This is a genomic window from Pseudomonas sp. RGB, assembly GCF_007713445.1.
In the GTDB taxonomy this organism is placed as follows: domain Bacteria; phylum Pseudomonadota; class Gammaproteobacteria; order Pseudomonadales; family Pseudomonadaceae; genus Aquipseudomonas.
In genome coordinates this window covers 124,304-138,371 of sequence record NZ_VMSH01000002.1, presented here as the reverse complement: position 1 = coordinate 138,371, position 14,068 = coordinate 124,304, and the positions used below count along the sequence as shown (strand labels likewise).

Here is a 14,068-nt window from a genome sequence, read left to right as displayed (position 1 = left end):
TGACAAGTCTAGGTCGGATTATGGAAAGTGCAGATGATGCAGATCATGTGTACCCACAACTGAATATGGGAGGGGGCTTGCCCCCCGAATATGCGGTGTCAGTGACTGAATCTGCCCACTGATGGACCGCCTTCGCGGGCAAGTCCGCTCCCACATTTGACTGTATTCACAGATCAAGTGGGGGCGCAGGTTGCCTGCGATGGTCGCGCCCTGACATCAGGGCAGATCGTGGCTCGCGTAAAACGCACCGAGTACCTTCACCAAATGCGCCAGGTCGTGGCTGCCGCACAGTTCACGGATCGAGTGCATGGCAAACGTCGGCAGGCCGATGTCCACCGTGCGCACGCCCAGGTGGCTGGCGGTGATCGGGCCGATGGTCGAGCCGCAGCCCATGTCGCTGCGCACCACGAAGCTCTGCACCGGCACTTCCTGGGCCATGCACAGGTGGCGGAAGAAGCCGGCGGTTTCGCTGTTGGTGGCGTAGCGCTGGTTGCTGTTGACCTTGATCACCGGGCCCGCGTTGAGTTTCGGGCCGTGGTTGGCGTCGTGTTTCTCGGCATAGTTGGGGTGCACGCCGTGAGCATTGTCCGCCGACACCAAGAGTGATTTCTGAATGGTGCGTACGAATTCATCACCCTCAGGCAACAGGCGGCGCAATGTCTGTTCCAGCATCGGGCCATCGGCGCCGCACGCCGAGCAGGAGCCGACTTCTTCGTGGTCGTTGCACACCAGCACACAGGTTTCGTCGGTTTCGCTGGTGAGCAAGGCTTGCAGGCCGGCGTAGCACGACAGCAGGTTGTCCAGGCGCGCACCGGCGATGAAGTCACCATTGAGGCCAATCACCGCGGCGCTTTGGGTGTCGTAGAAGCTCAGCTCGTAGTCGAGCACCACGTCGGCGTTCAAACCATGTTCGCGCGCCAGTTGCTCGGTGAGCACGGCGCGAAAGTCCACGCGTTCGTCACCGGCAAATTGCGCGAGGATCGGCGGCAGCTCGGTCTGCGCATTGATCGCCCAGCCCTGGTTGGCTTCACGGTTCAGGTGAATGGCCAGGTTGGGGATGATCGCGATGGGCAGCTTGAAGTCGATCAGTTGGCTTTCGACTTTGCCGTCACGGCGGAAGGTCACGCGGCCGGCCAGCGACAGGTCGCGGTCGAACCACGGCGCCAGCAGCGCGCCGCCGTAGACTTCCACGCCCAACTGCCAGAAGCCCTGGCGTTGCAGCTCCGGCTGGGGCTTGACGCGCAGGCACGGGCTGTCGGTGTGGGCGCCGACCAGGCGAATCCCGCCTTGCAGCGGCGAGTGGCGGCCGAGCTTGAAGGCGATGATCGACGAATCGTTACGGGTCACGTAGTAACGACCGTTGGCCTCGGTGGTCCAGGTTTCGCGCTCGTCGAGACGCTGGTAACCGGCCGCTTCCAGGCGCTGGGCGAGGGCGGCAGTGGCATGAAAAGGAGTAGGGGAGGCCTTGAGGAAGTCGATCAGGCCTTGATTCAACGCTTCGCGCATAAATAGCTCCAGACAGCAATGCGCGGAGTTTACCGTTCGATGGCAAGAAGTGCACAGAACAAATGTGGGAGCGGGCTTGCTCGCGAAGGCGGTGGATCAGCCAGTCTATCTATGACTGGCACACCGCATTCGCGAGCAAGCCCGCTCCCACATTTTTGATCTCATTGCCCACTCAGAACGGTGCAGGGCACTCGAAGCGCAGCCGCTCGCCGCTTTGCGGGTGGGTGAAGCTCAGCATGCTCGCGTGCAGGCACAGGCGTGGCCAGGCGGCCAGGGCTTGTTCGTGGGCGTACAGGCCGTCACCCAACAGTGGATGCCCGATCGACAGCATGTGCACGCGCAATTGATGCGAACGCCCGGTGATCGGCGTCAGCTCGACGCGGCACCAGTCGCCGCAACGCTCCAATACCTTCCAGAAGGTCAGCGCGTGTTTGCCGAACTCGTGGTCGACCACGTGGCGTGGCTTGGTCGGCGGGTCGTAGCGCAGGGGCAGGTCGATGCTGCCGCTGTCCAGTGCCGGCTGGCCCCACGCCAGGGCGGTGTAGGCTTTTTCGGTTTCGCGGTCGTGAAACTGACGCGACAGTTCACGGTGGCTATCGGCGTCGCGTGCAAGCAGGATGATCCCTGAGGTTTCCCAGTCCAGGCGATGGACTATGCGGGCTTCGGGGTAGCCGTTTTCCTGCAGGCGGGTGATCAGGCAGTCCTTGTTGTCATCGGCGCGGCCGGGCACCGAGAGCAGCAGGGTCGGCTTGTTCACCACCAGGACAGCGTCGTCCTGGTGCAGGATATGGATAGTGGACAGCGGCATTAAACAGCCTCGTAACAAACGCCAACGGCGGCTCGCCCACCCGGTTCCCCAACAGGGATCAAGGTGACCGAGCCGCCGTGGCGGCCGCCTTTTCGATTAACGATCAGGCAGGGTGATATTGAGTTCCAGAATCGAGCAGCTGCCGTCGTTTTCCAGGGCGACATGCACGTCATCGTTGCCGATATTGACGTACTTGCGGATCACCTCGACCAGTTCCTTCTGCAAGGCTGGCAGGTAGTCCGGGGTACTGCGTTGGCCGCGTTCGTGCGCCACGATGATCTGTAGACGCTCTTTCGCTACCGACGCGGTACTTGGCTTTTTGTTGGCGCGAAAGAAGTCGAGAAATTTCATTGTTTAGTTGCCTCCAAAGATACGCTCGAAGAATCCCTTCTTCTTAACATCGAGGAAGCGATGTTCCACGGTCTTGCCCAGCAAGCGATCAACGGCATCGCTGTACGCCTGGCCGGCGTCGCTCTGGTCGTCAAGAATCACCGGAACGCCCTGGTTGGAAGCCTTCAGGACGGCCTGGGATTCCGGGATCACGCCCAGCAGGGTCACTGCGAGGATTTCCTTCACGTCTTCAACGCCAAGCATTTCGCCGTTGCTGACGCGCTCAGGGTTGTAGCGGGTGAGCAGCAAGTGCTCCTTGATCGGGTCCTGGCCTTCTTCGGCGCGCTTGGACTTGCTGGCCAACAGGCCCAGCATGCGGTCCGAGTCACGTACCGAGGAGACTTCCGGGTTGGTCACCACGATGGCTTCATCGGCGAAGTACATCGCCAGGTGAGCACCGGTTTCGATACCGGCCGGCGAGTCACACACCACGTATTCGAAGGTTTCTTTCAGCTCGGCGAGAACTTTGCCTACGCCTTCCTTGGTCAGCGCGTCTTTGTCGCGGGTCTGGCTGGCGGCCAGTACGTACAGGTTCTCAAGGCGCTTGTCCTTGATCAGGGCCTGTTGCAGGTTGGCTTCGCCGTTCACCACGTTGACGAAGTCGTACACCACGCGGCGTTCGCAGCCCATGATCAGGTCGAGGTTACGCAAACCGACGTCGAAGTCGACGATGACTGTCTTGTGGCCGCGCAAAGCGAGGCCGGTACCGATAGCGGCGCTGGTGGTGGTCTTACCCACACCACCCTTGCCGGATGTAACCACGAGAATCTTGGCCAAGGTGTTTCACCCCTAAGGAAAAAGGACTTTTCAGCCCCTGAAAAACATCTCTTGGAACTCGCTGCAGGCGGACAGCCTTTGTAGGAAAAGATGTGGTTTCCCAAGGGGAAACGCCAACTTCGAATATTCCTACGCAAATCTTGCCGGTTTCGCTGTGCTATCAGAGTCTAGAGATGCTTGGAAAATGCGGCAGTATCCGTTAAAGACGGATGATGTTCAACACATCGCCCGACAGGCTGACTTGTACCCCGGCCCCCCACAGCGGATCACGGCGCAAATCTTCTGAAACCTTGTACTGGCCTGCGATGGACACTAGCTCAGCGGTCAACTGCTGGCAAAAAATACGGGCCTTGGTATCACCCTTGATGCCGGCGAGGGCACGTCCGCGCATCGGGCCGTATACATGGATGTTGCCATCGGCAAGAAGTTCCGCACCCGGACTGACGGGAGCGATCACTACCAGGTCGCCGCCCTGGGCGTAAATCTGCTGCCCGCCGCGTACGGGGGAGGTGATGATCTTTGTAGGCTTGACGGTGGGCTCCGGCGGTTTCTCCGGTTTTTTCTTCACTTCACCTTCGCTCGGGTCCAGCGGTCGCTCGCGGGCACCCGACGGTGGCAGTACTGGCAGTTCAATGGCGATTGCCGCAGCGATGTCTTCAATACGGCTGGCGCGAATCGCCAGAGTGCGCAAACCATGCGAGCGGCAAACGCGCATCAGCCCGGGCAAATCAATCGCGCCCTGGCCGGCCGGGAGTTTGTCCAGGGCCAACACCAGCGGGGCATTGTTGAAGAAGTTCGGCGCCAGGGCGACCTTGGCGGCCAGTTGGCGGTCCAGGGCATCGAGGTCATTGCGGGCCAGTTCCAGCACGGTGATGGCGAGCATGCTGCCTTTCAGCTGGAACACGGGATCTTGGTCTAGCGGTTCGGTTTGGCTCATGGTCGGCAAAAGCGGCTTGTCACGAAAAGTGTCGAGACTTATAACGAGAACATCCACGGGCCGCAAGCCGAGTCGAACGTTGTAGAATGCGCGGCCCTGTCTTTACCGGAATCTGTAATGGATCGCCCGCGTTTTCGAGCTGTATTTTTTCACCCGCGTTTTTGGCTGCTATGGCTGGGGCTCGGCCTGCTGTGGCTGATCACCCAGTTGCCATACCGCGCGTTGTTGACCATTGGTCGTTTATTGGGCGCGGGCATGTACCGCGTGGCTGGCGAGCGCCGCCGCATCGCCGCGCGCAACCTGGAACTGTGCTTCCCGGAAAAATCCGCCAAAGCGCGCAAGAAGCTGCTCAAGGAAAATTTCGCTTCCACCGGCATCGCGTTTTTCGAGATGGCCATGAGCTGGTGGTGGTCGCGTCAGCGCCTGGCACGCCTGGCCCATGTCGAAGGGCTGGAGCACCTCAAGCAGGCGCAGCTCGATGGCAAGGGTGTGATTCTTATGGCCCTGCACTTCACCACGTTGGAAATCGGCGCGGCGCTGCTCGGCCAGAAACACACCATCGATGGCATGTACCGCGAGCACGGCAACCCGCTGTTCGACTTCGTTCAGCGCCGTGGCCGCGAGCGGCATAACCTCGATTCCCTGGCGGTAGAGCGCGAAGACGTGCGCGGCATGCTCAAGTTGCTGCGCGCCGGCCGCGCCATCTGGTACGCACCGGACCAGGACTACGGCGCCAAGCAAAGTATCTTTGTGCCGCTGTTCGGCATTCAGGCCGCCACCGTCACCGCCACCAGCAAATTTGCCCGCCTGGGCAAGGCGCTGGTGGTGCCGTTCACCCAGGAACGCCTGGCCGATGGCAGTGGTTACCGCCTGGTGATCCACCCGCCGTTGACCGACTTCCCGGGCGAAACCGATGAGATCGACTGCCTGCGCATCAACCAGTGGGTCGAGGCGTCGGTTCGCGAATGCCCGGAGCAATACCTGTGGACCCATCGGCGTTTCAAGAGCCGGCCACCGGGTGAGCCCAAGCTGTACGAAAAACGCCGTCGATAACGCTTTCTGCCCCACATGGAGTGATGCAATGCGCCCAACTGAACCGGTCACAGGCTTGATTCTTTCCGGCGGCGGGGCGCGAGCGGCGTATCAGGTGGGGGTCTTGGCAGCGATTGCCGAATTGCTGCCGCCAGGGGCGCCCAATCCCTTTCCGGTGATCGTCGGCACGTCAGCAGGGGCGATCAATGCGGTGAGTCTTGCCAGCGGCGCGACTGATTTCACTGCTGCCATCGAGCGCCTCACGGCGTTCTGGCAGGGCTTTCGCAGCCATCGGGTGCTGCGCAGCGACTGGCCTGGCGTTATCCGCCAGGCCAGTCGTTTCTTGATCCACAGCTTGCTCGGCCTGGGGGCTCAGGTGCCGGTCGCGTTGCTCGACAGCACACCGTTGCGCGCATTGCTCAACGACAAACTGCACTTGGACGGCATCGATGCGGCCATCCGTAACAACCACCTGCACGCGGTCGCGGTCACCGCTTTCGGCTATGAGTCCGGGCAGGCAGTGACGTTTTATCAGGGCGGCGGCACTATCGATGCGTGGCTGCGCCATCGGCGTATCGGCATGCCCACCCAACTGACGGTTGAACACTTGCTGGCCAGTTCGGCGATCCCCTTGCTGTTTGCTCCGGTCAAACTTGATCAGGAGTATTTCGGCGATGGCGCGGTGCGCCAATCCGCGCCGATCAGCCCGGCCTTACACCTGGGCGCCAGTCGGGTGCTGGTGGTGGGCGTGAGTGGCAATCCGCGCGGCAATGAGCCTTCCACGCAACGCACCTACACCGGCCAGGAACCCACCCTGGCGCAGATCGGTGGGCACATGCTCAACAGCACGTTCATTGACAGCCTGGAGAGCGATATCGAATTGCTCGAGCGTCTGAACCAGTTCAGCCACGTGTTGCCGGCGGATGCGGCGATCCAGGGCCTGGCCCCGGTGGAGGTGTTGGTGATCGCGCCGAGCCAGCCGATTGATGAAATCGCCGCGCGGCATCGCCAGGAGTTGCCCGCAGCGTTGCGCCTGTTCTTGCGCGGGCCGGGCGCGACCAAAACCAGCGGGGCAGGGGTGCTGAGTTACTTGCTGTTCGAGGCGGGGTATTGCAGCGAGTTGATCGAGTTGGGCAGGAAGGATGCGTTGGCCAAGCGCGAGGAATTGTCCAGATTCCTTGGGCTGAACACGATCTGAATGTGGGAGCTGGCTTGCCTGCGATAACGGTGTGTCAGCCAGCACAGGTGGCATAGACAGAGTGCAATCGCAGGCAAGCCAGCTCCCACAGGGGATTGGCGTTGCTCAATCAGAAGTGGTACTTGACCAGGAAGCTCGCGGTGTCCTGGTTGGTCTTGAACGCGCCGGAATCTTCAATCCCGTACTTGTTCTTCCAGTAGTCGTATTCAAAACCCACATACAGCTGCTTCTCGCCCCAGTGCAGCGCCTTGCCCAGGTCGTATTTAACCTGCGGGTTGAAGTGCAGGTTGGCGTGGTAAGTACCACGGGCGTTCTTGTCGTTGTCCACGACCCAGTCCATGAAGCCGTCGATCAACACGTTGGAGTTGCCCACGGGGATGGTGTAAGACCAGACCGGCGTGATTTGCCATACGCCGTCACCCGGCCGATTGCCTTCGGTCTGGCGCTGATAGAAGTTCAGCTGGAAGTAGTCGAAACCCGGGATGTTCAAGTCAAAACCCGGGCCCAACAGGTACGATTCGTTATCGCCTTCGCCGAACTCGTAAGTGAAGGCCAGCAATACATCTTTGATCGGGCCGAATGACAAGTCTTTGTCGAAAATCTTGCCGAACGACAAACGCGGGCTGAACTCGCCGTAGTAGGTACTTGGGCCGACGTTGCCGTCTTCCTTGCCGTTGTAAAAGATGCGGTCGACGAACAAGAAGTTGTCGCCGTACTTCCAGGCATCGGCATGTTCAAACGTGACGGTCTGCTGAATCTGCGGGTTGACGGTGAAGTTCTTGCCCCATAGATACGTCAGGCTGTTGTTTTGCCACTGCAACAGATCGCCCGCGACGGCTTGGCCACCGGCCAGCAGGGATCCTGCCAGCATCAGGCCTTTCAACATAGGTTTCATTCGGTTGCTCCCGAGTCAAAGTTTTATGGTTGTTTTTCTACGCAGGCGCTCTGGTGTGGCGCCTTTGGGTTCGCTGAAAAAATCGTCTGTATGGTCAGCTTTAATGCTTTTAGCAAGAGCTGCGCCAAGGTGTTCAAAAAGCCAAAAAATCCCCGTCGGCTGCACAAACTGCAGTCGAATTCAGGGGGCTTTTGCGCACTTTGGCAGCCACTGCGGGGCCGGGATAAGTTGGCCCTACAGTCAGCTTTTACATTCGCTGTTTTTTTTTGAGTCGATTCGAGCGGGCGCGGAGAATACTGGCTCCCAGGCCTTGGCTCAAGTGCGCTGTTAGAGAGCGCGAGGGGCAAGAATAGGGCGCGGCGGGTGGCCGGCCCTAGGTGGATGGCGTGCATGTGCGTGTTTCCTGTTGTTTATTATTTTTGTTGTTTTTAAAAACAGGTGGAATCAATGCGTGTGGGCGACAACGGGGCGTTCAGCACCTCCCAGAATGTTGAACAGTACATTCAGCGACAACGCGCTGAGGGTGGCCATGGCAATTCCGCTGTGGGTAATCGGGCTCATCCATAAGGGCAATTGCGCGAAGAACTCCGGACGCACCACCGGGATCAGGCCCATGCCGATGCTCACCGCCACCAGCAACTGGTTGCGCCGGTCGGCGATATCGGCTTCCTGCAGGATCTTGATCCCGGTCGCGGCGACCATGCCGAACATGGCAATTGCCGCGCCGCCGAGTACCGCCGGTGGAATCGAGGCCACCAGAAAGGCGGCTTTGGGCAACAGGCTGAGCACAATCAAAAACGCGCCGGCCATGATCGTCACCGAGCGGCAACGCACGCCCGTCATCTGCACCAGGCCAATGTTCTGCGCGAACGAGGAATGGGTAAACGTATTGAAGAAGCCGGCAAAAAACGATGCGCCGGCATCACACAGCAGGCCACGGCGCAGCATCTTTGGGGAGACGTCCTGGCCGGTGATTTTGCCCAGGGCGAGGAACATGCCGGTGGACTCGACAAAGATGATGACCACCACCAGGCACATCGACAGGATCGGCGCCAACTCGAACCTGGGCATGCCGAAATGCAGTGGCGTCACCACCTGCACCCACGGCGCTTGCGCCAGGCCGCTGAGGTCAACCATGCCGAGCATGCCGCACAGGCCATAGCCGAGCGCCATGCCGATCAGCACCGAGATGTTCACCCAGAAGCCGCGCATGAAGCGGTTAATCAGCAGGATGGTGCCCAGTACCAGCGCGGCAATCGCCAGGTAGACCGGCGAGCCGAACGTGGCGGCGGCGCTGCCTCCACCGGCCCAGTTCACGGCCACCGGAAACAGCGACAGGCCGATGGCGGTGATCACGGTGCCGGTCACCAACGGCGGGAAAAAGCGCACCACCTTGGACATGAACGGCGCGATCAGCAGGCCGAAGAACCCGGCGGCAATGGTTGCGCCGAAGATCCCCTGCAAGCCGATACCGGGCATGCCGGCCATCGCCACCATGCTGCCGACGGCGGCAAAACTGGCGCCCATCATCACCGGCATGCGAATGCCCACCGGGCCGATGCCGAACGACTGCACCATGGTGGCGATACCGGCTACCAGCAGGTCGGCGTTGATCAGAAAGGCGATTTCTTCACGGCTCAAACCGGCGGCTTGGCCAATGATCAGGGGCACGGCGACGGCGCCGCCGTACATCAGCAAGACGTGTTGCAGGCCTACCAGAATCAGTTGCAAGAGGGGCAGCCGCACCATGGCGGGCGCGGCAGGAGTCTGCGGTTCTAACTGGGACATGCAACACCTCGAATCTTTTTATTTTTGTGTTGTTTGGCATTCAATTGCCGGGTGGAACTCGATCTTCAAAACGACGCCGATCCCAATTGTGAGAGCTGGCTTGCCTGCGATGGCGGTGGGTCATCCCGCCCTTTCGGTGCCTGATACACCGCTATCGCAGGCAAGCCAGCTCCCACATGGGTTCTGTATGAATCAGTTAATTGGTGCGGGCTCCTTGATTGATCCAGGTGCCGATCAGGTCGCGCTCCTGCTGAGTCATCTGGGTGATGTTGCCCAGCGGCATGATCTGGCTGGCCACGGCCTGCGCCTGAATGCGCGGGGCCAATTGCTGGATCTGCTGCGGCGTATCAAACATCACGCCCGCCGGCGCGGTACTGAACAGGGGGCTGGTCGGCTTGGCCGAATGGCACACGGCGCAGCGTTCCTGAATCACCCCATGCACCTTGTCAAAGTCAATCGATGCCTGCGCCGGTGCTGCTTCAGCGGGGGCCGGTGCGGGTGCCGCTGGCGCAGCCGGTTTGAGCCCGCCACCCAGTGCCGTTTCCGGCAGCGGCTGGTACTCGATGGCAGCCGGAGCCTTGGCCACATCTGGAGCCGTCGACACCGGTTTCGGACCGGTCACGTACGCCAGGCAAATCATCGCCAGTGCGCCAGCCGGCAAGGTCCACGCGTACTTCTGGCTGTTATGACGGGTGTTGAAGTAGTGCCGTACCAACACGGCTGCCACCGCAATACCGGCCAGGATCAGCCAGTTGTATTGGCTGCCGTAGGTGCTCGGGAAGTGGTTGCTGATCATGATGAACAGCACCGGCAGGGTGAAGTAGTTGTTGTGCCGTGAGCGCAGCAAGCCTTTGGCGGGCAGCGCCGGGTCCGGCGTGCGGTTCTCGGCAATGGCCGCTACCAGCGCACGCTGGGCGGGCATGATGATGCGGAACACGTTGCCGACCATGATGGTGCCGATCACCGCACCCACGTGCAGGTAGGCACCACGCCCGCTGAACACCTTGCTGAAGCCGTACGCGGCAGCAATCAACAGTACGAACAGGATCAAACCGAGCAGGGCAGGGCGTTTGCCCAGGGCCGAGTCGCAGAGGAAGGAGTAGATGAACCAGCCGACGAACAGTGAGCCGATGCCTAGCAGTACGCCTTCGGGGCCACTGAGGCTGCTGCCCGGGGCCAGCAGGTACAAGGTCGGGTTGGCGTAGAACACCACGCACAGCAGCGCGATGCCGGACATCCAGGTGAAATAGGCTTCCCATTTGAACCAGTGCAGGTTGTCCGGCATGGTCGGCGGGGCCAGTTTGTATTTTTCCAGGTGGTAGATACCGCCACCGTGAATCGCCCACAAGTCACCGGCCAGGCCGTCCTTGGGGTTGACGCGATTGAGGTTGTTTTCCAGCCAGACGAAGTAGAACGAAGCGCCGATCCAGGCGACGCCGGTGATCATGTGAACCCAGCGCACGCTAAGGTTCAGCCATTCCATCAAATGTGCTTCCACAGTCTTTACCTCTCGCCTGTCACTCTGTTGTCGAGTGATCAGACCTTCTCTTATTGGTGGGGGGCGAGGATCAACCGCTCATCCTCTTTGAAAAAATGCTCATCGCAGTTATTGCCGGTGCCACTGCGATCAACCACCAGGAAGTCATCCCGCTTTTCGATCGTCAGCACCGGGTGGTGCCAGACGCCGCGATGGTAATTAATGCCCTGCCTGCCGTTGGTGACGAAGGCGCGGACCAAGCCCGATACAGGTGCATCGCCAAGTGGCGCGACCACGATCAGAAAGGGGTTGCCGAGCAGCGGAATGAAAGCCTGGCTGCCCAGCGGGTGTCTCTCCAGCATGCACACGGTCAGCGGCATGTCCTGCGCGTCGGCGCGGAAGATGCTGATGATCGCGTTGTCTTCAGGCTGGGCGGTTTCTACCGTTGCCAGCTTGTGAAAGCGCATGGTCGACCCGTTGTTGATCATGAAGTGATCGCTGCCATCGGTTTCGATAACGTCTCCGAAAGGGGCGAAGGCTTCTTTGGTCAGGGGTTCGATCACTAGTGTGCGCATGGCTGTCTCTTATCCGAGGTCTGTGTTGTTTGTTCTATTACTATCGCGGGCAAGCCCGGCTCCCACATTTTGATTCGCAAATACATTCAAATGTGGGGGCTGGCTTGCCTGCGATGGGCTCACCGCTTATTTAGCTACTTTGCCCAAGACCCGCAGGCGGCTCACGCCACCATCGGGGAACACATTCAGGCGGATGTGAGTGATCGGGCCCAGCGCCTTGATCTGCTCGGCGAAGGTGTGTTCGGCGTGCATTTCCAGCTTCTGCGCCGGCAGCAGTTCGCGCCAGAACAGCGATTGGGTTTCGATCTGGCTGTCGGTGCCGCCTTTGACGAACGCGCCCTGGATCGAGCACGTGTCCGGGTAGTTGCCCTTGAAGTGCAGGGTGTCGACGATGATTTTCTCGATTTCGCCCGGGTGCCCCAGCGCGACGATGACCCAGTCATTGCCTGGCGTACGACGACGTGCGGTTTCCCAGCCGTCGCCCATGTTGATGCCACGGCCCGGGTTGAGGATGTTGCTCATGCGGCCGAAGTGTTCATCGGAGCAGGCCAGCGCGCGCCCACCGTTCAAGGCTGCGGCCAGGTCGACTTGTTCGTTGTCGCCCACCGACGACCAGTCGCGGAACGGCACGCCATACACGCGCAGACGGGCTACGCCGCCATCCGGGTAGATGTTGAAACGCAGGTGGCTGAACGCCTGGTCGTTGCTGATTTCGTGGTAGTGGTGGCTGTTGCCTTGCAGCTCGACGGCCGACAGCACTTCCACCCACTGGGTGTTTTCATCAGGATCGCCCGAGGCCAGGAAGCACGCCTCCAGGGACGCCGACGGCGGGTAGTTGCCGGTGAAGAATGAAGTGTCGATGTCCACGCCCTTGATCGAGCCGGGCACGCCCAGGCGGATCACCGCACTGTCGTAGCCTTCGAAGCGCTTGCGGCGCGACTCCCAGCCGTCCATCCACTTGCCGTTGTCATCGAAAACGCCCTCCTTCCACACGGCCGGTGTCGGCTGGAACAGGCGGTTGGCGTCAGCGAACCAGTCATCGGTCACCGAAAGGATCTTGGTGCCCAGACGGGCGTCGGCCAAGTTGACGAACTTCTCGAAAGGTACGGCGTAAGCTTTCATTCTTCTTGTCTGCCTTAAATAAAGTGGCTTGGGATGCTCGCCAGGCCCTGGGCGTCATGAGCGCTCGGGCCAGGTCTGCTAAAGGGTCAGTAATCGGAACAACGCGATTTTGTTGATCTCGGCCAGGGCGCATTTGAACTCGGCTTCCACCGAATTGTGAATGCGCGTTTCGAACGCGGCGAGGATTTGGTGCCGGTTGCTGCCTTTTACCGCCATGATGAAGGGAAACTTGAACTTGGCCTTGTAGGCATCGTTCAGCTCGGTGAAGCGAGAAAATTCCTCGCTCGAGCATTGGTGAATACCGGCGCCAGCCTGTTCATTCGTGCTGGCTTCGGTCAACTGGCCCTGGACGGCAGCTTTGCCCGCCAGGTCCGGGTGAGCGTTGATCAGCGCCAGCTGGCTGGCATGATCGGCGCTCAACAGGATGTCGCTCATGCGCTGGTGCAGGGTTTCGATCTGGTCGATCGACGCGTCCTGGCCCAGGTCGAAGGCCTTTTCGGCCACCCATGGCGAATGTTCGTAGATGTCGGCGAAGGCTGTCACGAATGCATCGCGGCTCAGGCTCGACGGTTTCAAGGTTTGGAACGCAGTCATTTCGCCGCTCCCGTGTACGGGTGGGTTTCGTGCCAGTGGCGGGCAATATCGACGCGTCGGGTGAACCAGACGTGTTCATGGCCCTTGGCGTATTCGATAAAACGCTTGAGGGCGGCGAGGCGCGCCGGGCGGCCGATCAGGCGGCAATGCAGGCCGATGGAAAGCATCTTCGGTGCGTCAGCGCCTTCGGCATACAGCACGTCGAAGGCATCCTTGAGGTACTCGAAAAAGTCATCGCCCTTGTTGAAACCCTGCACCTGGGTAAAGCGCATGTCGTTGGTGTCCAGGGTGTAGGGGATCACCAGGTGCGGCTTGCCGGTGGGGTTGTTGGGTTCCCAGTAGGGCAGGTCGTCGTCATAGGTGTCGCAGTCGTACAGAAAGCCGCCTTCCTCCATCACCAGCCGCCGGGTGTTGGGGCCGGTGCGACCGGTGTACCAGCCCAATGGGCGCTCGCCGGTCAGCTCGGTGAGGATGCGGATGGCTTCGAGCATATGCTCGCGCTCCTGGGCCTCGTCCATGTACTGGTAGTCGATCCAGCGATAGCCGTGGCTGCAGATCTCATGGCCGGCGGCGACCATTGCGCGGATCACATCCGGGTGGCGCTGGGCGGCCATGGCCACGGCGAAGATGGTCAGCGGGATATCGAATTCTTTGAACAATTTGAGGATGCGCCACACGCCGGCACGGCTGCCGTATTCATACAGCGACTCCATGCTCATGTTGCGCTCGCCTTGCAGCGGCTGAGCCGAGACCATCTCCGAAAGAAATGCCTCGGACTCTTTGTCGCCGTGCAATATGTTGCGCTCGCCGCCTTCTTCGTAGTTGAGTACGAAAGACAGCGCGATGCGTGCCTTGCCCGGCCAGTGGGGGTGAGGAGGGTTACTGCCGTAACCGATCAGGTCGCGTGGGTAGTCAGCGCTCACTGCAGTCTTCCTTCTTGTTCGTCGTAGTAGCGATGAGTGATTGTAT

At 60.5% G+C, this 14,068-nt stretch carries 14 protein-coding genes; 2 read left to right on the top strand and 12 right to left on the bottom strand.

Annotated elements, in window-relative coordinates:
* Nucleotides 1-216: 216 nt before the first annotated feature.
* From FPT15_RS04315 to minC, 5 genes are all read right to left on the bottom strand, one after another.
* Nucleotides 217-1,506 carry a M18 family aminopeptidase gene (locus tag FPT15_RS04315; RefSeq protein ID WP_145158799.1) on the bottom strand — a complete coding sequence of 430 codons (1,290 nt, stop codon included), beginning with the start codon at nucleotides 1,504-1,506 and terminating at the stop codon, nucleotides 217-219.
* A gap of 172 nt (nucleotides 1,507-1,678) precedes the next feature.
* Complete coding sequence (locus tag FPT15_RS04310) at nucleotides 1,679-2,314, bottom strand: RluA family pseudouridine synthase (protein WP_106576508.1); 636 nt, start codon at nucleotides 2,312-2,314, stop codon at nucleotides 1,679-1,681.
* 96 nt (nucleotides 2,315-2,410) lie between these two features.
* A complete protein-coding gene (gene minE, locus FPT15_RS04305; protein WP_003175252.1) occupies nucleotides 2,411-2,665 on the bottom strand; it encodes a cell division topological specificity factor MinE in 255 nt (84 codons plus the stop codon).
* Between the two features lie 3 nt (nucleotides 2,666-2,668).
* Nucleotides 2,669-3,481 (bottom strand): septum site-determining protein MinD, encoded by an 813-nt coding sequence (gene minD, locus FPT15_RS04300; protein ID WP_003175251.1) that lies wholly within the window; start codon nucleotides 3,479-3,481, stop codon nucleotides 2,669-2,671.
* Between the two features lie 199 nt (nucleotides 3,482-3,680).
* Complete coding sequence (gene minC, locus FPT15_RS04295; RefSeq protein ID WP_106576509.1) at nucleotides 3,681-4,418, bottom strand: septum site-determining protein MinC; 738 nt, start codon at nucleotides 4,416-4,418, stop codon at nucleotides 3,681-3,683.
* Between the two features lie 117 nt (nucleotides 4,419-4,535).
* Between minC and FPT15_RS04290 the strand changes: the two genes are divergently transcribed.
* Together FPT15_RS04290 and FPT15_RS04285 are read left to right on the top strand one after the other, a co-directional pair.
* A complete protein-coding gene (locus FPT15_RS04290) occupies nucleotides 4,536-5,471 on the top strand; it encodes a lipid A biosynthesis lauroyl acyltransferase (RefSeq protein WP_145158797.1) in 936 nt (311 codons plus the stop codon).
* Between the two features lie 28 nt (nucleotides 5,472-5,499).
* The gene (locus tag FPT15_RS04285; RefSeq protein ID WP_145158795.1) at nucleotides 5,500-6,648 is read left to right on the top strand and encodes a patatin-like phospholipase family protein; all 1,149 of its coding nucleotides are present in this window, start codon (nucleotides 5,500-5,502) and stop codon (nucleotides 6,646-6,648) included.
* 109 nt (nucleotides 6,649-6,757) lie between these two features.
* Here the strand turns inward: FPT15_RS04285 and FPT15_RS04280 are convergent, their stop codons facing one another.
* From FPT15_RS04280 to puuE, 7 genes are all read right to left on the bottom strand, one after another.
* Complete coding sequence (locus FPT15_RS04280) at nucleotides 6,758-7,543, bottom strand: outer membrane protein OmpK (protein ID WP_145158793.1); 786 nt, start codon at nucleotides 7,541-7,543, stop codon at nucleotides 6,758-6,760.
* A gap of 444 nt (nucleotides 7,544-7,987) precedes the next feature.
* Nucleotides 7,988-9,331, bottom strand: a complete 1,344-nt coding sequence (locus tag FPT15_RS04275; protein WP_145158791.1) for a nucleobase:cation symporter-2 family protein — start codon at nucleotides 9,329-9,331, stop codon at nucleotides 7,988-7,990.
* A gap of 196 nt (nucleotides 9,332-9,527) precedes the next feature.
* A complete protein-coding gene (locus FPT15_RS04270; protein ID WP_145158789.1) occupies nucleotides 9,528-10,829 on the bottom strand; it encodes a urate hydroxylase PuuD in 1,302 nt (433 codons plus the stop codon).
* Between the two features lie 50 nt (nucleotides 10,830-10,879).
* A complete protein-coding gene (locus tag FPT15_RS04265; RefSeq protein ID WP_106576515.1) occupies nucleotides 10,880-11,383 on the bottom strand; it encodes an ureidoglycolate lyase in 504 nt (167 codons plus the stop codon).
* A gap of 126 nt (nucleotides 11,384-11,509) precedes the next feature.
* Nucleotides 11,510-12,505, bottom strand: coding sequence for an allantoicase (gene alc / locus FPT15_RS04260; protein WP_145158788.1), 996 nt, complete (start codon nucleotides 12,503-12,505; stop codon nucleotides 11,510-11,512).
* Between the two features lie 78 nt (nucleotides 12,506-12,583).
* The gene (uraD, locus tag FPT15_RS04255) at nucleotides 12,584-13,099 is read right to left on the bottom strand and encodes a 2-oxo-4-hydroxy-4-carboxy-5-ureidoimidazoline decarboxylase (protein WP_145158786.1); all 516 of its coding nucleotides are present in this window, start codon (nucleotides 13,097-13,099) and stop codon (nucleotides 12,584-12,586) included.
* On the bottom strand, nucleotides 13,096-14,022 hold the full coding sequence (puuE, locus tag FPT15_RS04250) for an allantoinase PuuE (protein ID WP_145158784.1): 927 nt from the start codon (nucleotides 14,020-14,022) through the stop codon (nucleotides 13,096-13,098). The genes uraD and puuE overlap by 4 nt, the downstream gene beginning before the upstream one ends.
* Between the last annotated feature and the right edge of the window lie 46 nt (nucleotides 14,023-14,068).

What these genes read in the sequence shown, in the direction of transcription:
- FPT15_RS04310 (WP_106576508.1), bottom strand. Translation starts at nt 2,314, where the DNA reads ATGCCGCTGTCCACTATCCATATCCTGCACCAGGACGACGCTGTCCTG.
- uraD (WP_145158786.1), bottom strand. Translation starts at nt 13,099, where the DNA reads ATGACTGCGTTCCAAACCTTGAAACCGTCGAGCCTGAGCCGCGATGCA.
- FPT15_RS04285 (WP_145158795.1), top strand. Translation starts at nt 5,500, where the DNA reads ATGCGCCCAACTGAACCGGTCACAGGCTTGATTCTTTCCGGCGGCGGG.
- minE (WP_003175252.1), bottom strand. Translation starts at nt 2,665, where the DNA reads ATGAAATTTCTCGACTTCTTTCGCGCCAACAAAAAGCCAAGTACCGCG.
- FPT15_RS04265 (WP_106576515.1), bottom strand. Translation starts at nt 11,383, where the DNA reads ATGCGCACACTAGTGATCGAACCCCTGACCAAAGAAGCCTTCGCCCCT.
- FPT15_RS04290 (WP_145158797.1), top strand. Translation starts at nt 4,536, where the DNA reads ATGGATCGCCCGCGTTTTCGAGCTGTATTTTTTCACCCGCGTTTTTGG.
- FPT15_RS04280 (WP_145158793.1), bottom strand. Translation starts at nt 7,543, where the DNA reads ATGAAACCTATGTTGAAAGGCCTGATGCTGGCAGGATCCCTGCTGGCC.
- FPT15_RS04315 (WP_145158799.1), bottom strand. Translation starts at nt 1,506, where the DNA reads ATGCGCGAAGCGTTGAATCAAGGCCTGATCGACTTCCTCAAGGCCTCC.
- FPT15_RS04275 (WP_145158791.1), bottom strand. Translation starts at nt 9,331, where the DNA reads ATGTCCCAGTTAGAACCGCAGACTCCTGCCGCGCCCGCCATGGTGCGG.
- alc (WP_145158788.1), bottom strand. Translation starts at nt 12,505, where the DNA reads ATGAAAGCTTACGCCGTACCTTTCGAGAAGTTCGTCAACTTGGCCGAC.
- minC (WP_106576509.1), bottom strand. Translation starts at nt 4,418, where the DNA reads ATGAGCCAAACCGAACCGCTAGACCAAGATCCCGTGTTCCAGCTGAAA.